Below are 24,711 nucleotides of genomic sequence, written 5' to 3' on the forward strand. Positions count from 1 at the left end.
CAAAGACTGGGGGAAGATCGGCGGCCTGCGAGCCGGGGGGCTCACGGCGCCGGGGTCTGGGTGTAACGACCCGGGGGCCGGGGTCATTCCGGGGGTGGCCCATCCAGCGGCACCCACATCTTGGCGGTGCCCGGGGGGTCTGTGTAACGGCCGGCGGACCGGGGTCATTCCGGGGGCGGCCCGTCCGGGGGCACCCGCATCGAGGCGGCGCCTGGGGGTCTGCAACGACCGGGCCCGGCCGGGCGTTCCAACCCCGTGGGGCCGGGGCCGAGTGGCCGTGGTCCTGCGATCGTCAGGGTATGTAACGACCCCCGGCCGGCCACGATTCCGCCGCACCGGTGCGACCGGTCACAACCCAAGCCGGACAAATGCCCATCCGGCGACACCGGCACCGTGCGGCCTGGGGCGATCGGGGTTGATCGACTTCATGTCGGAGATCTGGGACTGTCGGGGCGACCTGGATGCCGCCCCATCGCCGATATGAAGTCGACCGCCAGCCCACAGGCCCTGAGGCCTCCTCGACCTGGCTGGGGCGAGGGCTGGCTAGGTGGGTTGATCAGGATCACCTGAACCGACTGTCCCGTCTGGGCGGCGAGCGACCTATGCTGAGGTTGTTTTTATACTGACCAGTCAGTACAGCGATCGGGGTCGAGTGATGGTGGTCGTCGAAGCCCGTGGGCTCGGCCTGCGTACCCGTCGGGGGTGGGTCTTTCGGGGTGTCGACCTCGCGGGCCGTGCCGGCGAGGTGCATGCGGTCGTCGGCCCGCCCGGAAGTGGACGAACCTCCCTGCTGCTCGCCCTGGCGGGTAGCTTTCCGATCACCGAGGGGGAGTTGCGGCACCACGCGCCGGCGGCGCTGGGCCAGGTGGCCGGGGTACACGAACCCGATCCGGAGTTGACTGTCGCCGAGCACATCATCGAGCGGCTGCTCCTGCTCGGTCGACGGGGCCGGCGGGGTGCGGTGACCGCCGCGATCGAGAGCGTCGGGCTGGGCGCGGAGAACCTTCTCGATCCGGCCCGCCGAGGGCGGGACCTGACGCCGGTGCAGCGCCAGGTGCTCGGCCTGACCCTGGCCGCCCTGAGCGGGCCGGGGCTGATCCTCGCCGACGACATCGACGCGGGCACCAGCTCCTCGGATCGGGCCCTGCTCTGGACGATCCTCGACCGCGTCGCCAGCCAGGGCATCGCCGTGGTGGTCACCGCCCGCGAGGTCGAGCCGCCCTCGACGCCGATCATCCACCGACTGGGCGAGCCCTCGGCCGACCAGGCCGAGGTGACCGCCACCGAGGAAACGACAGCCGAGCAGGCCGCCGTCGAGGAAGCACCGACCGAGCAGGCCGACATCGAGGACCTCGCGCCCGCTTCAGCGGGCCGCGCTGGCACCGGAACAGTTCCCGCCCATCACGCCGAGGTGACCCGATGAGCGTTGTCCGACTCGCCTGGTTCGAGCTGCGCCGGATGACCCGGGGGCGGTTGCCCCGCGCCGCGCTCGCCGTGCTGACCGTGATCCCGTTGCTCTACGGGGCGCTCTACCTGTACGCCTTCTGGGATCCGTACGGGAAGATGGACCGGATCCCGGTCGCGCTTGTCAACGCCGACCGGCCGGCGAAGGCCGGTGACGGTTCGGTGGTGCACGCCGGGCAGGATCTGGCCGACGAGCTGATCGACCGGCGGGTGTTCGGCTGGCAGGTCACCGACGCCGAGGACGCCGCTGCGGGCCTGCGTACCGGCCGCTACCACCTGGTGTTCTCCATCCCGGCGGACTTCTCCGCCACGCTCGCCGCGAGCCCGGAGCCGGACCAGCCGGCGCGGCGGGGTGAGCTGAAGGTCGTCAACGACGACGCCACGAACTACCTGTCCGGGTTGCTCGCCCGGTCGGCGTTCAGCGAGATCCGGGCCGCCGCCGCGGAGAGCGCGGCGTCGGGCTACTTCGCCCGGATGCTTGTCGGTTTCACCGACGCGAAGGCCGAGACCGGCAGAGCCGCCGATGGTGCCGGTCAGCTCGCCGACGGGCTGGGCAGCTCCCGGGCGGGCGCGGGCCGGATCGCCGACGGGTTGGACCGGTCGGCCTCCGGGGCCGGGCAGGTCGCCGACGGGTTGGGTCGGTCCGCCGCCGGCGCCGGAAGCCTCTCCGGCGGGCTGGACCAGAGCGCGCGGGGCGCCGACGAGTTGACCGCCGGGCTGGACCAGCTCCGCACCGGTGCGGCGCAGCTCGCCGACGGTACGGCCCGCGCGGCCACCGCGACCCGGGCGGTGGCGAGCACCGTGGACGGTGCGGCAGCGAGGATCGAGCCGGTGCTACGGGACAACGCCGGGCGGATCGAGCGGTCGGCGACGGCCATCGCCGACGGCGCGCAGGCGCTCGCCGACGGCCTGGACGCTCTGCCGCAGCGGGCGCAGAAGGCTCTGACCCAGGCCGAGACCGTACGCGAGCGGCTCGACGCCCTGGTCGCCGCGCACCCGGAGCTGGCCGACGACCCGAACGTCGCTGCCGCCCGCACGGCCGCGACGGCCACCGTCGAGGCGGCCCGGGCGGTCGTCTCCGGTCTCGACCGGGCCGACCTGACGGCGCTGCGGAACCGCATGACCACTGTGGCGGCCACCGCCCGGCAGATCGCCGACGCCGCACCGCACCTGGCTGACGACGTCGCCGCCGCGCGCGGCAAGGTCGACGAACTCGCCGCAGGCCTGGGCGCCCTCGCCGACGGCAGCGCCGAGCTGCGCGACGGCTTGGGCGACGCGGCAACAGGTGCCGAGCGGCTGCGCGGCGGATTGTTCCGGCTGGCAAGCGGGGCGCGGGAGTTGGACGGCGGGCTCAACCAGCTCACCAGCGGCAGCGACCAGCTCGCCAGCGGTCTGGTCCGGCTGGAGAGCGGCGCCGGTGAGCTGGCCTCCGGGCTGACCCGCCTGGACGGCGGGGCCGGCGACCTCGCCGCCGGCCTGACCGCCGGAGAGAAGAAGATCCCGGGGTACGACGACGCGGACGCCCGCGCCGACGTACTCGGTGATCCGGTGTCGCTGGACCGTTCGGCCCGCAACCCGGCAGCCTCGTACGGGGTGGGCTTCGCCCCGTACTTCCTCGGGCTGGCGCTCTGGGTCGGCGCGATGATCACGTACATGCTGCTGCGGCCGGTCAACCGGCGGCATGTCATGTCCGGCGCGCCCGCCTGGCGGGTGGCGCTCGCGGGCTGGCTGCCCGCCGCGGCGGTCGGACTGGCGCAGGCCGGGGTGCTGTTCGCGGCGGTGACGCTGCTGCTCGGGCTGGACCCGGTCCGGCCCGCCGCGACCCTGGGCCTGCTCGCCCTCGTCTCGCTCGCGTTCACCGCGATCATGCAGTGGCTCGGCGCCCAGCTCGGCCCGGCCGGGCGGCTCGCCGCGTTGGCGTTGCTGATGCTCCAGCTCACCTCGTCCGGAGGAACCTACCCGGTGCAGACCTCGCCCGGCTTCTTCCAGGCGATCCACCCGTGGCTGCCGATGAGCTACGTGGTGGACGGGCTGCGGCACACAGTCAACGGCGGCCCGACCAACCCGGTGTTGCGGGCGGTGCTGGTGCTTGTCGGCTTCGGGGCGGCGGCGCTGGTCCTGACCACTCTCGCGGCCCGCCGCTCGCGCCGGCTCACCCCGTCGAAGCTGCACCCCGAGTTGGCCATGTGAGGATGGGCCGGTGACGGACGGACGGTCGAGGCGGCGCGAGGACACCCGCCAGCGCCTCTTCGTCGCGGCCGTCGACCTCATCGCCGAGCAGGGTTTCTCCGCGACCACCGTGGACGACATCGCCGCGCGGGCCGGGGTCGCGAAGGGGACGGTCTACTACAACTTCGAGTCCAAGACTGCGCTCTTCGAGGAGTTGCTGCGGCACGGCATCGGTCTGCTCACCGCCGAGTTCCGGGCGGCGGTCGCCGGGCTGCCGCCCCGCGCCGCGCTGGCGGCCCTCGTCCGCGCCGAGTTGGACTACATCCGCCGGTACCGGGCGTTCGCCCAGTTGCTGTTGTCGGAAATGTGGCGGACGAACAGGGAGTGGCAGCAGACGTTGCGGCTGCTGCGCGGCGAGGCGATCGAGGTGATCGCCGAGACGGTACGGGCCGGAGTGGACAGCGGTGACCTACCGGCCGATCTGGACGTGCCGACCGCCTCCTCGGCGCTGTTCGGCGTGGGCCTGGTGGTGGCCGTGGACTGGCTGGTGTTCCAGCCCGACAGGCCCATCTCCGACGTGCAGGAGGCGCTGCTCGGCATCGTCCGCCGGGTCGCCCAGACGTGATCGGAAGTCCTGCTCAGAGCGGGTAATTCGGTTGAGCGGACAGGGCTGCTGCCGGCAGGCTGGGTGCTCAGCCACCCACGTCCGGAGGGACTCTCCATGCGCCTGCTCCGAGATATGTGGGGCACCTCGCCGCGCCGGATGACGGTCGTGGCCGTCCTCATCGTCCTCGGTGCCGCCGGTCAGGCAGGCGCGTCGGCGCTGGCCGGCGCGGTGCTGGTGCACCGCTCGGCCGGCTTCTTCGCCGTGCTGGCCGCGGCGCTCGTCGCCGTGGTGCTCAGCGACTTCGTGGTGAGCCTGCTGATGGCCGGTCTGACCGCCGACTGGTCGGCCGACGTGCGCCGTCGACTCTGCCGGGTGGCCCTCGGGCAGGACCTGCCCGCGCTGGAGACCACCCCGGTGGGCGAGATGCTCGACCGCATCGACGGTGACGTCTACCAGGTGGCGGCGGCGATCCGTAACCAGGGCACCCGGCTCGCGCAGGGGCTCTGCGTGGGCCTGCTGTCGATGGTCGTCGCGTTGGCCGTGTGGTGGCCGGCCGGGATCGCGATGCTGCTGCTCACGGTGGTGCTCGCGGTCGGGTTGCGGCGGCCCACGGCACGGATCGGCCCGGCCCGGATGGCCGAGGAGGAGGCGTGGTCGGACCTGGCCGCGGTGATGGAGGAGGCGGTGCACGGCCAGGACGACGTACGGACCAGCCTGGCCCGGCCGTACGTCCTGCGGCTGTACGCCCGCCGCGCCGCCGCCGTGCTGTCCCGGGGCAACCGGGTCTGGGTGATGTCGGCCCGGGTGGCCACGATCGCCACCGCGACGATCCGGGGTGGCATCGGCGCGGTGGTGCTCGGCGGGGCCTGGGCCCTTGCCGCCGGCCGGATCGACGCCGCCCGGCTCACCGGCATCTGGCTGCTCGCCCTGGCCTTCGGGGCCACCGCGGAGCACGTCAGCCGAATGGTGCCGGAGATCCAGGAGGCCCTCGGGGCGTGGGCCCGGGTGCGGTTGCTCCAGCAGGCCCGGCAGGAACCCGTCGGCGGAGCCAGCCCGACCTCGGGTGACCTGCGCATCCGCGACCTGACGTTCGAGTACGAGGTCAGCGGCCCGGAGAGTGGACGGGGTGCCGCCCTGCGCGGGCTCAGCCTGACCTTCGCGCGGGGCCGCTCGTACGCGCTGATCGGGCGGACCGGTTCGGGCAAGTCGACACTGGCGAAGGTGCTCACCCGGGCGGTCGACGTGCCACCGGGAACTGTCTTCCTCGGCGGCACCGACCTGTGTGATCTCGACGTCGAGCAGTTGCGCCGCTGGGTGGCGCTGGTGCCGCAGCGCACCGAGATCCTCGCCGGCACGCTCGCCGAGAACGTGGCGCTCTTCGACCCGGACCTGCTCGACGCCGCCGCCCGCGCACTTGACGAGCTGGGCCTGGCCGGCTGGATCGCCGAGCTGCCGCAGGGACTGGCGACCCGGTTGGGGGAGGGCGGTCACGTTCTCTCCGCAGGGCAGGAGCAGTTGGTGGCGTTCGCCCGGATCCTGGTGCGGGACCCGCACGTGGTGATCCTCGACGAGGCCACTGCCCGGTTGGATCCGGTGACCGAGGCGCGGGTGCAGCGCGCCACCGAACGACTGCTGCGCGACCGGATCGGCATCGTCATCGCGCACCGGCTCTCCTCGGTGCGCCGCTGCGACGAGGTGGTGGTGCTGGCCGACGGTGCGGTGGTCGAGGCCGGCCCGCTGGAGACGTCCACGCGCTTCGCCGAACTGCTGGCGACCAGCCACGCCGCCGCGTACGCCGCGTCGGCGCCGACCGGTCGCGCCGGCGCTGGTACCGACCTGCTGGTCGGTCCCGACCCGGTCGACGCCTGGCCGGGCGAGCCGGCGACCACGCCTGCCGAATCGTCCGAACCGGTCGGGCCGACCCGCGCCGACCCGCCGCCGCTGCCGCCCGTGCCGCGGGCCCGGACGATGCGGGAGATCTTCCGGCTCTGCCTCAACGATCCCCGGTACGGGATGTCCGCGATCGGGCTGTTCCTCGGGCTCAGCCTGCTCGGGCTGGACGGCCCGGTGCTGCCCTGGCTCTGGGCCGACGTGGTGGACGGGGGCAGTCCGTATCTGCCGGCGATGGGGATCGTGGTCGGACTGCTGGTCACCCTTCCGCTGCCGTTCTACACCCACGTCTGGTTCCCGCACTGGTGGGTACGGCAGATGCTGCGGATCGGCCTGCGCCTGGTGCACGGCCAGACCGGGCCGCGCCGGGTCAGCTCCCACACCCCGGCCGAGGTGGTGGCACAGGGCGGGGACACCGAGCGGGTCGTCCAACTCGCCGACAACGTGCTGGACCAGGTCGTCGCGCTGGTGTTCCTGGTCGCCATGACGGCGGTCACCGGCAGCGTCGTACCGGGGCTGTTCTTCCTCGGCACGATCGTCGTCTCCGGGCTGGCCGCGACCCTCTTCGGGCCGAAGTTGGAGCGTGCCGCCCGGGCGACGGTGGCGGCGCGGGCCGCGTTCGCCACCGCGCTGGTCTCGGCGCTCTCCGCGGCGCGGACGGTGAAACTCTCCGGCGCGACGGCGGCCGTGCTGCGCCACCTGGCGGACCTGGACGCGGTGCGCAGCGACAGGCAGCGGCGGGAGATCTCGGTGCAGGTGTGGTCGCGTTCCACACCGTCGATGGCGAGCGGGTTGTTGCCGATCGGCGCGTGGGCGCTCTACCTGAGCGGCGGGCTCTCCGCCGGGGCGGTGCTGGTGGCGGTCTCCACCCTGGGCGCGGCCCGCTGGTTCGCCTGGACGACGGCGTCGTTGATCTCCCAGCTGCCGTCCGCGCGGGTCTGGACCCGTCGTACGGTGGCGATGACCGGAGTGGGCGCGTACTCTGCGGCGGTGCCGGCGGTCGACCTGGCCGGCGGGACGGCCCCCGCGCCGACGCCACCGCCCCGCCACCCGCTGCGCCGGCTGGAGCTGCGCGGCTTCGGCGTGGTGCACTCCGACGGCACGGTCGCCGTCCGGGACGTGGACCTGACCGTCGAACGGGGACAGTTGGTGCTTGTCGTCGGGCCGGTGGGGTCGGGCAAGTCGTCGCTGCTGCGGGCGCTAGCCGGCATCGTGCACCACACCGGTGAGCTGTCCTGGAACGGCGACCCGGTCACCGAGCCGGAGCTGTTCCTGCGCCCCAACCAGGTCGGCTACGTCGCCCAGCTGCCCCGGGTGCTCTCCGGCACGGTCGCCGACAACATCGCTCTCGGGCACCAGGTGGACGCGGCCGGAGCGGTAAGCACCGCCCAGCTCGACCACGATCTGACCGCCGCCGGTGGCGGGCTGGGTCTGCTCATCGGGCACAAGGGCACGCGGCTCTCCGGCGGGCAGTTGCAGCGGTTGGCGTTGGCGCGGGCGTTGGCGCCGCGTACCGAGCTGCTGGTCGCCGACGACGTGTCCTCGGCGCTCGACGTCACCACCGAGCTGGCGTTGTGGCAGGCGTTGCGGGCACACGGGGTGACAGTGGTCGGGTCGACCGCGAAGCGGGCCGCGCTGGTCCGCGCCGACCACGTGGTGGTGCTGCTGGGCGGAGCCGTCGCGGCTCAGGGCGCGTGGCAGGACCTGGAGGGCGACTGGTCGCACCTGGCGGGCTGACGGTCGGGCGGCCGCCGGACACGGCAGCCGCCCGACCGGCGGGGATCAGGCGGCGCGGGCGTACTGCGCCGGCCCGGTGTACGCGACTCCGAGCTTCGCGGCGGCCCGGCGCGGCCAGTACGGGTCGCGCAGCAGCTCACGCCCGAGCAGCACCAGGTCGGCGTCGCCGCTGGCGATGATCTGCTCGGCGTGCTCCGGCTCCACGATCAGGCCGACCGCGCCGCTCGGCACGCCTGCCTCGCGGCGGATCCGGGCGGCCAGCGGCACCTGGTAGCCGGGGCCGAGCGGGATGCGCTGTTCCGTGCTCACACCGCCGGAGGACGCGTCGACCAGGTCCACGCCGACACCTGCCAGTTCGCCGGCGAGCACCACGCTGTCCTCGATCGTCCAGCCGCCCTCGACCCAGTCGGTGGCGGAGATCCGGGTGAGCACCGGGACGTTCTCGCCGACGGCGGCGCGTACCGCGCGGGCGACCTCGAGGGTGAGCCGCATCCGGCCGGCCCGGTCGCCGCCGTAGCCGTCGGTGCGGTGGTTGGTCAGCGGGGAGAGGAACTCGTTGAGCAGGTAGCCGTGCGCGGCGTGGATCTCCACGGCGGCGAACCCGGCGGCCAGTGCCCGCTCGGCGGCGGCGGCGAACGCGTCGACCACACGGGCGACACCCGCCGCGTCGAGCGCGGTAGGCGTCCGGTAGCCGGCGGTGAACGGGTCCGACCCGGGGGCGACAGGGGTCCAGCCGCCCTCGTCGTCCGGAACACCGCCGCGCTCCGGTGCCCACGGCCGGTACGTCGAGGCCTTGAACCCTGCGTGCGCGAGCTGCACGGCCGGCACCGCGCCGTGTGCGGCGACGAACTCGGTCACCGGTCGCCACGCGTCCACGTGGGCGCCGGACCACAGCCCGGTGTCCTGCGGGCTGATCCGCCCCTCGGGCACCACGGCGGTGGCCTCGCTCAGCACCAGGCCGGCTCCGCCGACGGCGCGGGTGCCGAGGTGGATCAGGTGCCAGTCGGTGGGCAGCCCGTCGGGGCCTGCCGAGTACTGGCACATGGGTGCCATGGCGATCCGGTTGGGCAGGGTGACCGCGCGCAGGGCCAGCGGTGTGAACAGGGAACTCATGTCGTCATCCTCTCGAAAACGTCGACGGACCCCTCGGGGAGGGGTCCGTCGACGTCGGTGTGCCGGGATCAGGCGGGGACGGGGCTCAGTTCGTCCTGCCGGTCGGGTCGGGCCACCGGGGCCGGCTCCGGCTCGGTCAGGTCGCGCTTGCCGGCGGACTCGTACGCGGCCCGGTCGAGGGTGCCCTCGCGGGCGGCGACCACCGTCGGCACCAGAGCCTGCCCGGCCACGTTGGTGGCGGTGCGGATCATGTCGAGGATCGGGTCGATGGCGAGCAGCAGGCCGGCGCCGGCCAGCGGCAGACCCAGCGTGCTCAGGGTGAGGGTGAGCATCACGATCGCGCCGGTCAGGCCGGCGGTGGCGGCCGAGCCGACCACCGAGACGAACGCGATGAGCAGGTAGTCGGTGACGCCGAGCTGGACGCCGAACACCTGGGCCACGAAGATCGCGGCCAGGGCCGGGTAGATCGCGGCGCAGCCGTCCATCTTCGTGGTGGCGCCGAACGGCACCGCGAACGAGGCGTACTCGCGGGGGACGCCGAGGCGCTCGACGGAGCGCTGGGTCACCGGCATGGTGCCCACCGAGGAGCGGGACACGAACGCCAGCTCGATGGCCGGCCAGGCGCCGGCGAAGAAGCGCAGCGGGTTGAGCCGGCCGGCGAGGATCAGCACCAGCGGGTAGACCACGAACAGCACGATGGCGCAGCCGACGTAGACGGCCGTGGTGAACTTCGCGAGCGGGGCCAGCAGGTCCCAGCCGTACGAGGCGACGGCGTTGCCGATCAGGCCGAGGGTGCCGATCGGGGCGAGCCGGATGACCCACCAGAGCGCCTTCTGGACGATCTCCAGCAGCGAGCGGTTCAGCGCCACGAACGGCTCGGCGGGCTCGCCGACGAGCAGGGCGGCGGCACCGACGACCAGGGCGAGGAAGACGATCTGCAGGACGTTGCCCTCGACGAACGCGCCGACCGGGTTGGTGGGCACGATGCCGGTGAGGAAGTCGGTCCACGAGCCGGTGTTCTTCGGCGGCGCGGCGCCACCCACGTCGAGGGTCACACCCTTGCCGGGGTTGGTGAGCAGGCCGAGGCCGATGCCGATGCTCACCGCGATGAGCGCGGTGATGCCGAACCACATGAGGGTCTTGAGCGCGAGCCGGGCGGCGTTGGCGACACCGCGCAGGCTGACCACGCTCACCACGATGGCGGTGAAGACCAGCGGCGGCACGGCCAGCTTCAGGAGTTGGATGAAGAGGCTGCCGACGGTGTGCAGGGTGCTGGTCAGCCAGCTCAGATCGTTGCTGCGGGCAATGAAACCGAGTGCGACACCGAGGACGAGACCGAGCAGGATCTGCACGGAGAAGGGGATTTTACGCAGGCCGAATGGCATGGGACGTTTTCCAATTGTCTGGTCCGGGCGGGATGGGCGAGTGACGCGCGCTACGCCGGACAGATGCCGCTGGCCTGCAGTCGGAGATCGACGTACAGGCGGACGGTGAGGCCCCAGACATTGGTCATCGTTGACACACGATACCCCGGTCGCCGGTCACCGCAAGGAGCGATCCGGGTGAGGATCCTTACAGAGCGCCAGCGTGGTGGCCGTCGCCACGCCCCACAGCGCCGCGAGCGCGAGGACCACCCGCTCCAGCACACCCACCACCGCGCCCCGGCCCACGACGAGCATGGCCAGCCCCACCGCGGCGCAGAGCGGCAGGGCCAGCCCGGCAGCCCCGGCGGCCAGGCGTCGTACCGTCCGGTCGGCCGCACCCGAGACGGCAAGCGCGGCCATCGCCAGGACGACCGCCGCGGTCGCCGCGATACTCGCGCCGCCGTGCACCAGGTCGGCCACTGTTGTCTTCTCGAACGGCGGCAGCGGGCAGCCCGCCGAGCAGGTCACCGCCCCGGACACGGCCGTGCACACGGCGCCGACGGCCAGCAGCGCCGACGCCGCCCGTACCCCCGGGGGCAGCGCCGCGGCGATCAGCAGCAGCGCGCCCGCCAGGGCCAGCACCCCGATCCGGTACGTCGCGGCGTAGCCGCTGCCGGCGATACCTGCCTCACTGACGTACCCGGTGAAACCCGGACCGGGACCGGCGAGCACGGCGACTGTCACCGCTACCGCGCCGGCGAGCGTGCAGCCGGCGGCGACCGACGCGGCGACCCGGCGGGCGACGTCCGCGCCGACGCCCGGCGCGCTCGTGGTGCCGGCCCGCCCCCGCTCAGCCACGCCCGTGCGGCGTCGTCCAGCCGGACTCGTCGGGGCCGAGCGGCACGATCCCGGTCGGGTTGATCTCCCGGTGGGTGCCGTAGTAGTGCCGCTTGATGTGGTCGAAGTCGACAGTCTCGCCGAAACCCGGGGTCTGGAACAGGTCCCGGGCGTACGCCCACAGCACAGGCATCTCGGTCAGCTTGTCGCGGTTGCACTTGAAGTGCCCGTGGTACGCGGCGTCGAAGCGGACAAGTGTGGTGAACAGCCGGACGTCGGCCTCGGTGATGGCGTCGCCCATCAGATAGCGCTGCCCGGCCAGCCGGTCCGAGAGCATGTCGAGCCGGGCGAAGAGCGCCCGGAACGCCTCGTCGTACGCCTCCTGGGAGGTGGCGAACCCGCACCGGTAGACGCCGTTGTTGACGTCGGCGTGGATGTCGGCCATCAGCGCGTCCATCTCCGGGCGCAGCGCCTCCGGGTAGAGGTCCGGCGCCCCCGCGCGGTGCAGTGACCGCCACTCGGTGGAGAGGTCGAGTGTGAGCTGCGGGTAGTCGTTGGTGACGACCCGACCGGTCAGGGCGTCGACAAGCGCCGGCACCGTCACCCGGCCGGTGTAGTCCGGGTCGGTGGCCAGGTACGCCTCGGAGAGGAACCCGACGCCGAGGACCGGGTCGAACCCGTCCAGGTCGAGGGCGAACGCCCAGCCCCGCTCGTCGCGGATCGGGTCGACGGTGCCCAGCGAGATCGCGTCGTCCAACCCGAGCAGACCACGCACGATCCTCGCCCGGTGCGCCCACGGGCAGGCACGGCACCAGATCAGCCGGTAGCGGCCGGCCTCCAGCGGCCAGCGGTCCTGCTCGTCCGGGCCGCCACCGGGCGGGGAGGTCGAGTCGGCGGTGACCCGACCGGTGAACCGGTTGGGCTGGCGGACGAACGCGCCGCCGCCACTTGTCTCTGCGCTGAACTGGGCCCGGGCCATGCCGTCAACCTATCCGCTGCGAGCGCGGATATCCTGGCGGCCGGCAGCCCTCCGCGACCCGGTGGGCGTGCCCCACCCCCGCCGTCTGCACCCCCGAAGGACTCGCGATGACCGTGGCATACCTGGTGGCCGGTGTCCGCACCCCGATCGGCCGGTACGCCGGCGCGCTGGCCGGAGTCCGCCCCGACGACCTGGCCGCGCACGTGATCCGTGAGCTGGTCGCCCGCCACCCGTCGGTGGACTGGGCGCGGGTGGACGACGTGGTGCTCGGCTGCGCCAACCAGGCCGGCGAGGACAACCGGAACGTGGCCCGGATGGCGGCGCTGCTCGCCGGCCTGCCCGAGGAGGTGCCGGGCAGCACCGTCAACAGGCTCTGCGGCTCCGGCCTGGACGCCCTGGCCACCGCCGCGCGGTCGATCGTCGCCGGGGACGCCGAGCTGGTGGTCGCGGGCGGCGTGGAGAGCATGAGCCGGGCGCCGTTCGTCATGCCGAAGGCGACGTCGGCGTACTCCCGCTCGGCCGAGGTGCACGACACCACGCTGGGCTGGCGGCTGGTCAACCCGCTCATGCGTGACGGGTGGGGGATCGACTCGATGCCGGAGACGGCGGAGAACGTGGCGGCCGAGTACGGCGTGAGCCGGGCCGAGCAGGACGCGTTCGCGTACCGCTCGCAGCAGCGGGCGGCCAGGGCGCAGGCCGACGGCCGGCTCGCCGAGGAGATCGTGCCGGTGTCCGTGCCGGCCGGCCGCCGGGAGACCCGCCTCGTCGAGGTGGACGAGCACCCCCGGGAGACGTCGCTGGAGAAGCTTGCCGCGCTGCCCACCCCGTTCCGCGACGGCGGCACGGTGACCGCCGGCAACTCGTCGGGCGTCAACGACGGCGCTGTCGCGCTGCTGGTGGCCAGCGAGGCGGCGGTGGCCCGGTACGGCCTCACCCCGCTGGCCCGCATCGGCGGGGCGGCCGCGGCCGGCGTACCGCCCCGGATCATGGGGATCGGCCCGGTGCCGGCCACCCGCAAGCTCCTCGACCGGGTCGGCGTCGAGGTGGGTGCGGTGGACGTGGTGGAGCTGAACGAGGCGTTCGCCGCGCAGTCCGTGGCGGTGCTGCGCGAGCTGGGGTTGCCCGTCGACGCCGAGCACGTCAACCCGAACGGCGGCGCCATCGCGTTGGGCCATCCGCTCGGCGCCAGCGGCGCCCGGCTGGCCCTGACCGCCGCCCTGGAGCTGCGCAGGCGCGGAGGCCGTCGTGCCCTGGCCACCATGTGCATCGGCGTCGGGCAGGGCATCTCGCTGCTGCTGGAGTCCGTCGACTGAGCGCGGAAACAGCGTGAAGGGATCTCCCGAACGCTCGCGTCGGCGGCCTAGAGTGGTCCACACCACACGACCCGCGGGTCCGCCGGTGGTCGCGCACGTCCGCCGACGCCGGTGCCGCCCCGCGCCGCGGCGATGAACTGGGGAGCACGCTGATGCCGGACGGACTGCCGACCGAGATCGATCTGACCAGGCCGAGTGCGGCCCGGGTGTACGACTATTTCCTGGGTGGGGCGCACAACTTCGAGATCGACAGGCAGTTGGCCGAGCAGATCGCCAGCATGACCCCGAACCTCGCCGCCACCATGCGGTCCGGTCGGGAGTTCCTGCGCCGCGCCGTCCGCGCGCTGCTCGACGCCGGCATCGACCAGTTCCTCGACATCGGCTCCGGAATTCCCACCGTGGGCAACGTGCACGAGGTGGCCCAGGCGGCGAACCCCAAGGCCCGGGTGGTGTACGTCGACATCGACCCGGTGGCCGTCGCGCACAGCAGGGAACTGCTCGCCGGCAACGACCTGACCGGCGTGATCCACGCCGACCTGCGCGAGCCGGAGCGGATCCTCACCGAGACCCACCAGCTCAACCTGATCGACTTCAGCCGGCCGATGGGCATCCTGCTGGCCGGGGTGGTGCACTTCGTCCCCGACGCCGACCGTCCCGAGGAGATCCTCTCCACCCTGCGGGCCGCCGCCGCGCCGGGCAGCTTCCTGGTCATCTCGCACTCCACCTTCGAGGACCAGCCGCAGGAGATGCTTGACGCCCAGCGCCTCTCCGCGCGTACCGACACGGAGATCACCCTGCGCTCCCGCGCCCAGATCACCGGCTTCTTCGGCGACTGGACCATCCTCGAACCGGGTGTCGTGCACATGCCGCTCTGGCGTCCCGACTCGCCGTCCGACGTGGACGAGCACCCGGAGCGGTTCGGCGCCTTCGGGGGTGTCGCCCGGCACGACCAGTCCGCCGGCTGATCCCGTGGCCGCCGTCCCGGAGCCCATCGGGGCCGACGTCGGCCGGGGCGGTGCCCAGGGCTACGCCGCCGACTGGGCCCGTGCGGTACGCCGGCTCGGTTTCGTGCCGCTCAGCGCGGCCGAGACCGAGCGGCTGCTGATGGTGCACACCGTCCGGTTGGCGCAGGCGGTGCGCGCGGAGCCGTTCACGGCCCGGCCGGCGGAGGAGGTCGGCCGGGCCCTGGTGGAGGCGCACCTCACCGAGCCTCGGGCACTGGAATGGGCATTGGCCGCACTCGGCGCGGACTTCCCCCACCGGGTGCTGGCCGCCGAGGGCTGGCCGGCGGACCTGAGCGAGCGGATCGCTGCCGTGCAGGGCGGGCTGGCGGCCGGGTACGCCCGGGCGCTGCGCGACCGCACCTTCGCCCAGCAGGAACGGATCGCCCGGTCGGCCTGGCAGGCGCGCGACGAGGTCGAGCAGGCGCTGCGCGACAGCGAGGCGCGGTTCCGGGCGGTGTTCACCGGTGCGGCGATCGGGATCGGCATCGCCGGCGTGGACGGTCAGATCATCGACGTCAACCAGGCGTTCGCCGACATGCTCGGCTACTCGATCGAGGAGCTGTGCCGGACCAACGTGGCGGAGTTGTTCCACGCCGACGACGCCGCCGGTATGTGGGACCTGTACCAGGAGATGGTCGAGGGCAAGCAGGACTCGGCCCGGATGGAGAAGCGCTACTACCGCAAGGACGGCAGCATCGTCTGGACGGACCTGGCCGTGTCGCTGATCAGGTACGACGACGGCCGGCCCCGGTTCACCGTCGCGATGATCGAGGACATCACCGAGCGGTACGAACTCCAGCAGCGGCTGCGCTTCCAGGCCCTGCACGACCCGCTGACCGGGCTGCCCAACCGGACGCTGTTCTTCGAGACGCTGGGCCGGGTCTTCGACTCCGCCGCGCCGCAACGCCGCGTTGGCGTGTGCTTCCTCGACCTGGACGGCTTCAAGGCGATCAACGACAGTCTCGGCCACGACCTCGGTGACCGGCTGCTGGTGGTGATCGGCCGTCGGCTGGCCGAGTGCGTGGCCGAGCACGGTCACCTGGTGGCCCGGATGGGCGGCGACGAGTTCGTGATCCTGGTCGACGGCGGCCAGGACGCGGTGGCGGTGGCGCAGACGGCGTTGGCCGCCGTCGCGGCCCCGGTGCACGTCGGCGACAAGCAGTTGGCGGTGTCGGCGAGTGTCGGCGTCGTGGAGTGCCCGGCCGAGGAGACCACCGCCTCGGAGCTGATGAAGGCCGCCGACACGACGCTCTACTGGGCGAAGGCGGCGGGCCGGGGCCGGTACGCGGTCTACGACCCGGAGCGTAGCGCCCGGGACCTGGCCCGCGCGACGCTCGTCGCCGGGCTGCCGGCGGCCCTGGAGCGGGGCGAGTTCGTGCTGCACTACCAGCCGATCGTGTCGCTGCTGGAGGGCCGGATGCTCGCCGTGGAGGCGTTGGTCCGCTGGCAGCACCCCGAGCTGGGCCTCATCGGGCCGGACCGTTTCATCGGCCTCGCCGAGGAGACCGGTCTGATCGTCGGACTCGGCGAATGGGTGCTGCGCACCGCGTGCCGGGACGCCGAGCGGTGGTGGCGGGAGTTCCCCGGCGCGCGGCTGGTGGTCAGCGTCAACCTGGCCGCCCGGCAGGCCGACGACCCCGCGATCGTGGACACCGTCGCCGACGCGCTGGACACCAGCGGGCTGCCGGCGGAGCTGCTGCAACTGGAGCTGACCGAGAGCGCCGTGATGGGCAGCGCCGGTGAGCCGCTGCGCAGCCTGCACCGGCTCGCCGCGTTGGGCATCCGGCTGGCCGTGGACGACTTCGGCACCGGCTACTCGAACCTGGCGTACCTGCGCCGGCTGCCGATCCACTGCCTGAAACTGGCCGGCCCGTTCGTCGAGGGCATCCGCGCCGACGGTACGGACGTCGCGGCGGACCATCGCGACGAGCGGATCGTCGACGCGTTGGTCCGGTTGGCGCACGCCCTGGAGTTGTGGGTCACGGCCGAGGCGGTGGAGACCGGAGTGCAGGCCGAACGGCTGCGCGCGCTGCGCTGCGACACCGGGCAGGGGCGGTACTTCGGCGCTCCCGCCCCGGCCGAGGTGATCACCGCCCGGCTGCGCGGTGGGGCGGCCGGGTGAGCGCGGGACCGGTACGGCCGCGAGGGTGGCGACGGAGGGTGGCGGCGTGAGCCTGAACGACTCGCAGACGGTGGTGACGGTGGTGGCGGCGCTCGCCATCGTCGCCGGGCTGGCGGGCGTGGTGGTGCCCGGCCTGCCGGCGCTGCCGCTGTGCTGGGGCGGGGTGCTCGTCTGGGCGGTCTTCGGTGGCGCCGGCCCGGGTGGCTGGGCGGTGTTCGCCGCCGCGACGCTTGTCGCCGCCGGCGGCACGGTGATCAAGTACGCCTGGCCCGGCCGGAACCTGAAGCGCACAGGCGTGCCCACGTCCACGCTGCTCGCCGGCGCGGTGCTCGGCATCATCGGGTTCTTCGTGGTGCCCGTCGTCGGGTTGGTGCTCGGCTTCGTCGCCGGGGTGTGGGGAGCGGAACGGCTGCGGCTGGGCAGCAACCGCCTGGCCTGGCCGTCCACCGTGCAGGCGCTCAAGGCCGCCGGCCTGTCCATGCTCGTGGAGTTCACCGCAGGCCTGCTCGTCGCCGCGCTGTGGCTGGCCGGCCTCCTCCTTACCTGACCGGGCCGACCCTTCCCGCGGTGATCAAGAGGTCTGCGTCAGGAAGCGCGCGAAATCTGACGCAATTCTCTTGATCACCGGGAGGAGAGGGGGCGCGGGGCACCGTACCGGTTTCGTGAGAGAGAGGTGTGCCCCGCGCCGCCGCGGTCCGGGCGGTCCGAGCGCCCGGGGGATCGGCCGGAGAGCCGGCCCTGGTCACGAGGTCAAGGATGCGGCCGGGGTGGTCGCGGCGGCAACGCAATTAGCCCGACGGCGGTGAGATTCCCACCCGCACCGTATTGACCGCCCTTGATCGGCGGGACGACACTTTGCGCACTCGTACGCGGAATCACCTCAGGGAGGTGTGCAGTGGCCACGACGCCCGTGCCGACCGCCGAGCAACCAATGGACGACGATGCCCGACGGCTCGCCGAACTCGGCTACAAACAGGAACTGCGCCGCAAGTGGAGCGGCTTCTCCAACTTCGCCATCTCGTTCTCGATCATTTCGATCCTGGCCGGCTGCTTCACCACCTTCGGGCAGGCGTGGAACAACGGCGGGCCGGTCGCCATCTCCTGGGGCTGGCCGCTGATCTCGCTGTTCATCCTGATCATCGGCTTCTGCATGGCGGAGCTGGTGTCCGCGTACCCGACCGCCGGCGGGATCTACTGGTGGGCGGCCACCATGGGACGCCCGGTGCACGGCTGGTTCACGGGCTGGCTGAACCTGATCGGCCTGGTCGCGGTCACCGCGTCGGTCGACTACGGCTGCGCGACGTTTCTCAACCTCACCCTGTCGGCGCTCTTCGACGGCTGGGCGGGGACGCTGCGGCAGGCGTTCGTCCTCTTCGTGGTCATCCTGGTGCTGCACGGCCTGATCAACATCTTCGGGCACCGGATCATCGACGTACTCCAGAACGTCTCGGTCTGGTGGCACGTGGCCGGCGCGGCGGTCGTGGTGGCCATCCTGGTCTTCGTCCCGGACAACCACCAGAGCTTCCAGTTCGTGTTCACCGAGCGGTTCAACAACTCCGGGTTCGGTGACGGGGACGTCGGCGGGCTGACGTTCTGGTTCTACGTGCTGCCGCTGGGCTTCCTGCTCACCCAGTACACGATCACCGGCTTCGACGCCTGCGCCCACGTCTCGGAGGAGACCCGGGGCGCCTCGCAGGCCGCCGCGCGCGGGCTCTGGCAGTCGATCTTCTACTCGGCGGTGGGCGGCTGGATCCTGCTGCTGGCGTTCCTCTTCGCGGCCACCGACGTCGAGGCGGTCAACGCCGCAGGCGGCTTCTCCGGCGCGATCTTCGAATCCGCCCTGACCCCGGTCTTCTTCAAGATCGTCATCATCATCTCCACGATCGGGCAGTTCTTCTGCGGGATGAGCTGCGTGACCTCGATGAGCCGGATGGCGTACGCGTTCAGCCGCGACCGGGCGGTGCCCGGCTGGCGGCTCTGGTCGACCGTCGACCGCAACGGCACCCCGGTCAACGCGATCATCGGGGCCACGGTGGCCGGCCTGGTGCTGACCCTGCCGGCGCTCTACGAAAGCTCCGCCGGCATCCCGATCGCCTTCTACGCCGTGGTGTCCGTCGCGGTGCTCGGGCTCTACCTGTCGTTCCTCATCCCGATCGCGCTGCGGCTGCGGATGGGCGACAGGTTCACCCCCGGCCCGTGGACGCTCGGGCGGAAGTACAAGCTGCTCGGCTGGATCGCGGTCATCGAGATCGCGGTCATCGCCGTCTACTTCGTGCTGCCGATCGTGCCCGCCGGGGTGCCTGGCAACGACGACTTCACCTGGTCGGCTGTGAACTACGCGCCGCTCGCCGTGGGCGGGGTGCTGCTTGTGGTCGCCGTCTGGTGGTACGCCTCGGCCCGCAAGTGGTTCACCGGCCCCGTTCGTACCGTCGACGAACGCCGCGACTGATGGGCGGTAGCCGGGTTCCTGAGAATGTGAGCGCATGATCCGCAACGACACCACCGCCGAGATCGAGGCGCCGGACCGGCTGTTCCAGATCACCCAGGTGAGCCGGACGCACACCCAGCTGTGGCTCCAGGCCGATGCCAGCTCCACCCACGCGTACCGGCTTGAGGTGCTGTTCCAGGACGTGACGTACCTGTGCACGCCCTTCGTGCTGCGCGGTCTGTGGCTGCGCAGGGCGGATCCGGAGCAGACGCGCCGTCTGACGGACCTGCACGACCTAGTGGTCGAACCCGGTTGGGACGTCTACCTGCTGTCCCGCAGCCATGACTGGTTCGTGGTCTCGTCCCACCCCCTGTGGGCCGAGGCAAAATTGAGTTACTCGGACGAGCCGGTGTTCTGGTCGCACACCGGCAACGAGGACGTCGTGGTGTCGATGGGGACGGTGACGTGACCTGAACGCGGGGGCCGAGGTCCGAGCAGCGGACACCGGCGCGGACCTGGTCCCCGGTTTCGCGCCCCGGCGGGTCGGGGCATTGACGGTGATCCGGTTTGCCAGTAGACCTTGGTGATGGAGGCCCGCGAATGAGGAAAGCACCGCTCACGCTTGAACAACTGCGGGTCGCCGTCGCCGAGGGTGAGATCGACACCGTGGTGCTGGCCCTCGTCGACATGCAGGGCCGGTTGCAGGGCAAACGGTTCCACGCGCCCTACTTCCTCGACCAGGTGGTCGCCAACGGCAGCGAGGGCTGCAACTACCTGCTCGCCGTGGACGTCGACATGAACACAGTCGACGGGTACGCGATGTCGAGCTGGGAACGCGGCTACGGCGACTTCGCGATGGTGCCCGACTTCGCCACCCTGCGCCGGGTGCCCTGGCAGCCCGGCTCGGCGCTGCTGCTGGCCGACCTGACCTGGCTGGACGGCGCCGGTGACGTGGTCGCCTCACCCCGGCAGATCCTGCGCCGGCAACTGGACCGGCTGGCCGAGCACGGGCTCACCGCGTACGCGGGGACCGAACTGGAGTTCGTGCTGTTCCGTGACTCGTACGAGGACGCCTGGCGACGTGGCTACCGCGACCTCACCCCGGCGAACCAGTACAACGTGGACTACTCGCTGCTCGGGACCGCACGGGTCGAGCCGCTGCTGCGCCGGATCCGCACCGAGATGGCAGGCGCCGGCCTCACCCCGGAGAGCGCCAAGGGCGAGTGCAACCTCGGCCAGCACGAGATCGCCTTCCGGTACGACGAGGCGGTGGCCTGCGCCGACCACCACGTCATCTACAAGAACGGGGCCAAGGAGATCGCCGCCCAGGAGGGCATGGCGATCACCTTCATGGCCAAGCCGAACGAGCGGGAGGGCAACTCCTGCCACATCCACTTCTCGCTGCGGGACCGGTCCGGCGCGTCGGCGATGCTCGGCGACGGGCCGGCGCACCTGTCGCAGACCGGTCAGCGGGTGCTCGCCGGGCTGCTCGCCACCATGCGGGAGTTCAGCCTGCTCTTCGCCCCGAACATCAACTCCTACAAGCGCTACCAGCCGGGGTCGTTCGCCCCGACGGCCCTGCGCTGGGGTGTGGACAACCGCACCTGTGCGCTGCGGGTGGTCGGGCACGGGCAGGGCATGCGTGTGGAGAACCGGGTGCCGGGCGCGGACGTCAACCCGTACCTGGCGATCGCCGGGCTGGTCGCCGGCGCCCTGCACGGCATCGACCAGGAGCTGGAGCTGGGCGACGAGTGCACCGGCAACGCGTACGACGACCCGGAGGCCGAGCGGGTCCCCGGCACGCTGCGCGACGCCCTGGCCCTCTGGGAATCCTCGACGGTGGCCCGGGAAGCCTTCGGTGGCGAGGTGGTCGCCCACTACGCCAACCAGGCCAGAGTGGAGCTGGCGGCCTTCGACGCGGCGGTGACGGACTGGGAGCTGACCCGTGGCTTCGAACGCCTCTGACCCCTCCCTCTCCCGCGATCTTGCATTTAGTGTCGTGGGTACGTGGTGAATCGTGGCTTCTGTCGGGGCAGAAAGTGCAAGATCGCGCGGAGGGTCGGGGGTTAGGTCGTGACCAGGGTTGTTGACCCGACTTCGGGGCAGGGGTTTCGGGAGGTCGCCGCGGCCTCGGTGGCGGAGGTGGACGCGGCTGTCGCGCGGGCGGCTGCGGCCTTCGAGTCATGGCGGGCCGTGGCGCCTGGAGACCGGGCCCGCCTGCTGCGGCGCTTCGCCGCCGTCGTCGACGCGCACCTGGACGAACTGGCCGCCCTGGAGGTCCGCAACTCCGGGCACACGATCGGTAACGCCCGCTGGGAGGCAGGCAACGTCCGCGACGTGCTCGACTACTACGCCGGGGCACCCGAGCGGCTGACCGGGCGGCAGATCCCGGCACCCGGCGGGTGGGACGTCACCTTCCACGAGCCACTCGGCGTGGTCGGGGTGATCGTGCCGTGGAACTTCCCGATGCCGATCGCCGCCTGGGGGTTCGCCCCCGCCCTCGCGGCCGGCAACACAGTGGTGCTCAAACCGGCCGAGTTGACCCCGCTCACCGCGCTGCGCCTGGTCGAGCTTGCCCGTGACGCGGGCCTGCCCGACGACGTGTTCACAGTCATCCCCGGCGAGGGCGCTGTCGTGGGGGAGCGGTTCGTCACCCACCCGGCGGTACGCAAGATCTGCTTCACCGGCTCCACCGAGGTCGGCACCCGCATCATGGCCGGCTGCGCCGCGCAGGTGAAGCGGCTCACCCTGGAGTTGGGCGGCAAGAGCGCCAACATCGTGTTCGCCGACGCCGACCTGGAGCGCGCCGCCGCGACCGCACCCGGCGCGGTCTTCGACAACGCGGGCCAGGACTGCTGCGCACGGTCGCGGATCCTGGTCCAACGCCAGGTGTACGACAACTTCCTGGAACTGCTCGAACCGGCGGTACGCGCGGTGCGCGTGGAGGACCCGTCCCGGGACACCGCCGAGATGGGCCCGCTGATCTCGGCGGCCCAGCGGGACCGCGTCGCCGGGTACGTGACCGGCGCGGAGGTCGCCTTCACCGGCTCGTGCCCGGACGGTCCCGGCTTCTGGCACGCGCCCACCGTGCTGCTGGCCGACTCGCCTGCCGACAGGCACTGGCGGGAGGAGATCTTCGGTCCGGTGGTGTCGGTGCTCCCGTTCGACGACGAAGCCGACGCGGTCCGGCTCGCCAACGACACCGAGTACGGCCTCTCCGGCTCGATCTGGACCCGGGACGTGGGCCGCGCCCTGCGGCTCGCCCGCGCCGTCGAGGCCGGCAACCTCAGCGTCAACTCGCACTCCTCGGTGCGCTACTGGACCCCGTTCGGTGGGATGAAGCGCTCCGGGCTCGGCCGTGAGCTGGGCCCGGACGCGTTGCACTCCTTCACCGACGTCAAGAACGTGTTCATCGCGACGGAGGAGTGACGCCAGTGCAGGGTCGGTTGCAGGACCGGGTGGCAGTGGTCACCGGAGCGGGCAGCGGGATCGGGTTGGCCACCGTGCGGCGGTTCACCGCCGAGGGGGCGCGGGTGGTCTGCGTCGACATCGACGCGGAGGCCGGCGAGAAGGCCGCCCAGGAGTGCGGCGGCGAGTTCGTCCGCACCGACGTCGCCGACGAGGCGGCGGTACGCGACCTGTTCGACGGCGTGGTCGAGCGGCACGGGCGTGTCGACATCGCGTTCAACAACGCCGGCATCTCGCCGCCGGACGACGACTCCATCCTGGACACCGGCCTGGACGCCTGGGAACGGGTGCTGCGGGTCAACACCACGAGCGTCTACCTGTGCTGCAAGTACGCGATTCCGCACATGCGGCGGCAGGGCAAGGGGTCGATCATCAACACCGCCTCGTTCGTGGCGTTGATGGGGGCGGCGACGTCGCAGATCGCGTACACCGCGAGCAAGGGCGGGGTGCTGGCGATGACCCGGGAGCTGGGCGTGCAGTTCGCCCGCGAGGGCATCCGGGTCAACGCTCTCTGCCCCGGCCCGGTGGCCACCCCGCTGCTGCTGGAACTGTTCGCCGCCGACCCGGAACGCGCCGCCCGCCGGCTGGTGCACGTGCCGATGGGCCGGTTCGGGCAGCCGGAGGAGATCGCCGCCGCGGTGGCCTTCCTGGCCAGCGACGACGCCTCGTTCATGACCGCCGCGCAGTTCGTGGTCGACGGCGGCATCACCGGCGCGTACGTCACACCGCTGTGACCGCGAGGACCCGGCCGCTGATCGGGATCAGCGCGTACGTCGAACCCGCCGACTGGGCGGTGTGGCGTGGCGTACCGGCAGTGCTGGTGCCCGAGGCGTACGTGCGGGCGGTGACCGCCGCCGGTGGCCGGGCGGTGGTCCTGCCTCCGGACGACGAGGACGCCGACGTGCTGGCCGTCCTCGACGGGCTGCTGCTGGCCGGGGGCGCCGACGTGGGTCCGGGGCGGTACGGCCAGCCGCCGCACCCGCGTACCGAGGACCGGCCGGACCGGGACGCCGGTGAGCTGGCCCTCCTTGCGGCCGCGCTCGCGGTCGGGTTGCCGGTGCTCGGTGTCTGCCGGGGAATGCAGCTGCTCGCCGTCGCCTACGGCGGCAGCCTGCACCAGCACCTGCCGGACGTGGTGGGGCACGAGGAGCACCGCCCGGCGCCCGGGGTCTACGGCGCCCACCCGGTGCGGTTCGCGGAGGGCAGCCTCGCCGCGACGGTGTTGGCGGGGGTGCGGCGGGTCAACTCGTACCACCACCAGGCGGTCGCCGACCCCGGTCGGCTGACGGTCACCGGGTGGGCGGCGGACGGCGTGATCGAGGCGGTGGAGGACCCGGGCCTGCCGTTCGTGCTGGGCGTGCAGTGGCATCCGGAGAACGAGCCGGATCCGCGTCCGATCACCGCCCTGGTCCGGGCGGCCGAACGGTCCCGGTCGGGTGTGACGTAGGTCGCCCCCGCCAGGTGCGGCGGCCGGTGGGAGGATCGGCGCATGGGCAAGGTCTATCCGGAGATCGACGGTCGGCTGCGGGACTTCATCGCCGCCCAGCCGGTCTTCTTCGTGGCCACCGCGCCGTCCGGTGCCGACGGGCACGTCAACGTCTCGCCCAAGGGCATGCGGGGCACCTTCGTGATCCTCGGCCCGCACCGGGTGGCGTACCTGGACTATCACGGCAGCGGCGCCGAGACCATCGCCCACCTGCGGGACAACGGCCGGATCACGCTGATGTTCTGCGCCTTCGACGGGCCACCGAAGATCGTCCGGTTGCATGGTCGGGGCAGCAGCGTCGCGGTGACCGACGACGCCTTCGCCGACCTGATCGCCGAGTTCCCCGAGCCTCCGGACGTGCACGGGGTGCGGGCCGTGATCAGCGTCGAGGTCGAGCGGGTGAGCGACTCCTGCGGCTACGCCGTTCCCCTGATGGACTTCCGCGCCGAACGCGACCTGTTGCTCAGCTCACACTCGCGTCGCAGCGCCGACGATCTGGTGACCTACCGGGCCACCAAGAACGCGGCAAGCATCGATGGGCTGCCCGTCTTCTGACCTGCCCCTGTGTCCTGACGCCATCGGCTCCACAGCCACCACCGCAGCCCGACTGTCGGGTGACCGACGGATGAGGTGGAGGTAACCAGCGTCTACGGAGCGGCATGCGTTACGTTGCTGGTCCGCCGGGGTACAAGTCGGAGCACAGCGGGTGGAGATCAACGGCTGAGGGGCA

Annotated in this window: 19 protein-coding genes; 15 read left to right on the top strand and 4 right to left on the bottom strand. The window is 72.4% G+C overall.

What is annotated here, in order from left to right; all coding sequences use genetic code 11:
• The first annotated feature begins 655 nt into the window (after nucleotides 1-655).
• The 4 genes from ACZ6N8_RS13160 to ACZ6N8_RS13175 all read left to right on the top strand — a co-directional run bounded on the left by ACZ6N8_RS13160 (nucleotide 656) and on the right by ACZ6N8_RS13175 (nucleotide 7,867).
• Nucleotides 656-1,423, top strand: a complete 768-nt coding sequence (locus ACZ6N8_RS13160) for an ABC transporter ATP-binding protein (protein ID WP_466009849.1) — start codon at nucleotides 656-658, stop codon at nucleotides 1,421-1,423.
• A complete protein-coding gene (locus ACZ6N8_RS13165; RefSeq protein WP_466009850.1) occupies nucleotides 1,420-3,654 on the top strand; it encodes a YhgE/Pip family protein in 2,235 nt (744 codons plus the stop codon). The genes ACZ6N8_RS13160 and ACZ6N8_RS13165 overlap by 4 nt, the downstream gene beginning before the upstream one ends.
• Before the next feature lie 10 nt (nucleotides 3,655-3,664).
• Complete coding sequence (locus ACZ6N8_RS13170; RefSeq protein WP_466009852.1) at nucleotides 3,665-4,258, top strand: TetR/AcrR family transcriptional regulator; 594 nt, start codon at nucleotides 3,665-3,667, stop codon at nucleotides 4,256-4,258.
• 96 nt (nucleotides 4,259-4,354) lie between these two features.
• Entirely contained in the window at nucleotides 4,355-7,867 is a 3,513-nt protein-coding gene (locus ACZ6N8_RS13175; protein ID WP_466009854.1) for an ATP-binding cassette domain-containing protein, read from the top strand.
• 45 nt (nucleotides 7,868-7,912) lie between these two features.
• Here ACZ6N8_RS13175 and ACZ6N8_RS13180 read toward each other — a convergent pair whose 3' ends face one another.
• The 4 genes from ACZ6N8_RS13180 to ACZ6N8_RS13195 all read right to left on the bottom strand — a co-directional run bounded on the left by ACZ6N8_RS13180 (nucleotide 7,913) and on the right by ACZ6N8_RS13195 (nucleotide 12,160).
• Entirely contained in the window at nucleotides 7,913-8,980 is a 1,068-nt protein-coding gene (locus tag ACZ6N8_RS13180; RefSeq protein ID WP_466009855.1) for an NADH:flavin oxidoreductase/NADH oxidase, read from the bottom strand.
• Between the two features lie 68 nt (nucleotides 8,981-9,048).
• On the bottom strand, nucleotides 9,049-10,353 hold the full coding sequence (locus ACZ6N8_RS13185) for a dicarboxylate/amino acid:cation symporter (protein WP_466010352.1): 1,305 nt from the start codon (nucleotides 10,351-10,353) through the stop codon (nucleotides 9,049-9,051).
• Between the two features lie 168 nt (nucleotides 10,354-10,521).
• Nucleotides 10,522-11,202 carry a DUF998 domain-containing protein gene (locus ACZ6N8_RS13190; protein ID WP_466009857.1) on the bottom strand — a complete coding sequence of 227 codons (681 nt, stop codon included), beginning with the start codon at nucleotides 11,200-11,202 and terminating at the stop codon, nucleotides 10,522-10,524.
• Nucleotides 11,195-12,160, bottom strand: coding sequence for a glutathione S-transferase family protein (locus tag ACZ6N8_RS13195; RefSeq protein WP_466009859.1), 966 nt, complete (start codon nucleotides 12,158-12,160; stop codon nucleotides 11,195-11,197). Before ACZ6N8_RS13195 ends, ACZ6N8_RS13190 begins: the two co-directional genes overlap by 8 nt.
• Nucleotides 12,161-12,267: 107 nt before the next feature.
• On the opposite strand from ACZ6N8_RS13195, the gene pcaF reads away from it, so the two are divergent.
• From pcaF to ACZ6N8_RS13250, 11 genes are all read left to right on the top strand, one after another.
• Nucleotides 12,268-13,473 carry a 3-oxoadipyl-CoA thiolase gene (pcaF, locus tag ACZ6N8_RS13200; RefSeq protein WP_466009860.1) on the top strand — a complete coding sequence of 402 codons (1,206 nt, stop codon included), beginning with the start codon at nucleotides 12,268-12,270 and terminating at the stop codon, nucleotides 13,471-13,473.
• Nucleotides 13,474-13,625: 152 nt separating this feature from the next.
• Nucleotides 13,626-14,438: an SAM-dependent methyltransferase gene (locus tag ACZ6N8_RS13205; protein WP_466009862.1), complete on the top strand. Its 813-nt coding sequence runs from the start codon at nucleotides 13,626-13,628 to the stop codon at nucleotides 14,436-14,438.
• A gap of 4 nt (nucleotides 14,439-14,442) precedes the next feature.
• Complete coding sequence (locus tag ACZ6N8_RS13210) at nucleotides 14,443-16,599, top strand: putative bifunctional diguanylate cyclase/phosphodiesterase (RefSeq protein ID WP_466009864.1); 2,157 nt, start codon at nucleotides 14,443-14,445, stop codon at nucleotides 16,597-16,599.
• 46 nt (nucleotides 16,600-16,645) lie between these two features.
• A complete protein-coding gene (locus tag ACZ6N8_RS13215) occupies nucleotides 16,646-17,146 on the top strand; it encodes a DUF456 domain-containing protein (RefSeq protein WP_466009866.1) in 501 nt (166 codons plus the stop codon).
• A gap of 348 nt (nucleotides 17,147-17,494) precedes the next feature.
• A complete protein-coding gene (locus ACZ6N8_RS13220; protein ID WP_466009868.1) occupies nucleotides 17,495-19,048 on the top strand; it encodes an amino acid permease in 1,554 nt (517 codons plus the stop codon).
• 34 nt (nucleotides 19,049-19,082) lie between these two features.
• Nucleotides 19,083-19,496, top strand: a complete 414-nt coding sequence (locus ACZ6N8_RS13225; RefSeq protein ID WP_466009870.1) for a hypothetical protein — start codon at nucleotides 19,083-19,085, stop codon at nucleotides 19,494-19,496.
• 131 nt (nucleotides 19,497-19,627) lie between these two features.
• A complete protein-coding gene (locus ACZ6N8_RS13230) occupies nucleotides 19,628-20,992 on the top strand; it encodes a glutamine synthetase family protein (RefSeq protein WP_466009872.1) in 1,365 nt (454 codons plus the stop codon).
• Between the two features lie 108 nt (nucleotides 20,993-21,100).
• Nucleotides 21,101-22,456, top strand: a complete 1,356-nt coding sequence (locus ACZ6N8_RS13235; RefSeq protein WP_466009874.1) for an aldehyde dehydrogenase family protein — start codon at nucleotides 21,101-21,103, stop codon at nucleotides 22,454-22,456.
• Nucleotides 22,457-22,461: 5 nt separating this feature from the next.
• Complete coding sequence (locus ACZ6N8_RS13240; RefSeq protein ID WP_466009876.1) at nucleotides 22,462-23,229, top strand: 3-oxoacyl-ACP reductase; 768 nt, start codon at nucleotides 22,462-22,464, stop codon at nucleotides 23,227-23,229.
• Nucleotides 23,226-23,942 carry a gamma-glutamyl-gamma-aminobutyrate hydrolase family protein gene (locus tag ACZ6N8_RS13245; RefSeq protein WP_364366701.1) on the top strand — a complete coding sequence of 239 codons (717 nt, stop codon included), beginning with the start codon at nucleotides 23,226-23,228 and terminating at the stop codon, nucleotides 23,940-23,942. The genes ACZ6N8_RS13240 and ACZ6N8_RS13245 overlap by 4 nt, the downstream gene beginning before the upstream one ends.
• Before the next feature lie 42 nt (nucleotides 23,943-23,984).
• Complete coding sequence (locus ACZ6N8_RS13250; protein WP_466009878.1) at nucleotides 23,985-24,536, top strand: pyridoxamine 5'-phosphate oxidase family protein; 552 nt, start codon at nucleotides 23,985-23,987, stop codon at nucleotides 24,534-24,536.
• Nucleotides 24,537-24,711: the final 175 nt, after the last annotated feature.

Source organism: Micromonospora sp. NPDC047521, assembly GCF_055587305.1.

Excerpts from the sequence above, each read along its gene's own strand:
- ACZ6N8_RS13160 (WP_466009849.1), top strand. The coding sequence starts at position 656 with ATGGTGGTCGTCGAAGCCCGTGGGCTCGGCCTGCGTACCCGTCGGGGG.
- ACZ6N8_RS13205 (WP_466009862.1), top strand. The coding sequence starts at position 13,626 with ATGCCGGACGGACTGCCGACCGAGATCGATCTGACCAGGCCGAGTGCG.
- pcaF (WP_466009860.1), top strand. The coding sequence starts at position 12,268 with ATGACCGTGGCATACCTGGTGGCCGGTGTCCGCACCCCGATCGGCCGG.
- ACZ6N8_RS13250 (WP_466009878.1), top strand. The coding sequence starts at position 23,985 with ATGGGCAAGGTCTATCCGGAGATCGACGGTCGGCTGCGGGACTTCATC.
- ACZ6N8_RS13165 (WP_466009850.1), top strand. The coding sequence starts at position 1,420 with ATGAGCGTTGTCCGACTCGCCTGGTTCGAGCTGCGCCGGATGACCCGG.
- ACZ6N8_RS13195 (WP_466009859.1), bottom strand. The coding sequence starts at position 12,160 with ATGGCCCGGGCCCAGTTCAGCGCAGAGACAAGTGGCGGCGGCGCGTTC.
- ACZ6N8_RS13230 (WP_466009872.1), top strand. The coding sequence starts at position 19,628 with ATGAGGAAAGCACCGCTCACGCTTGAACAACTGCGGGTCGCCGTCGCC.
- ACZ6N8_RS13180 (WP_466009855.1), bottom strand. The coding sequence starts at position 8,980 with ATGAGTTCCCTGTTCACACCGCTGGCCCTGCGCGCGGTCACCCTGCCC.
- ACZ6N8_RS13225 (WP_466009870.1), top strand. The coding sequence starts at position 19,083 with ATGATCCGCAACGACACCACCGCCGAGATCGAGGCGCCGGACCGGCTG.
- ACZ6N8_RS13175 (WP_466009854.1), top strand. The coding sequence starts at position 4,355 with ATGCGCCTGCTCCGAGATATGTGGGGCACCTCGCCGCGCCGGATGACG.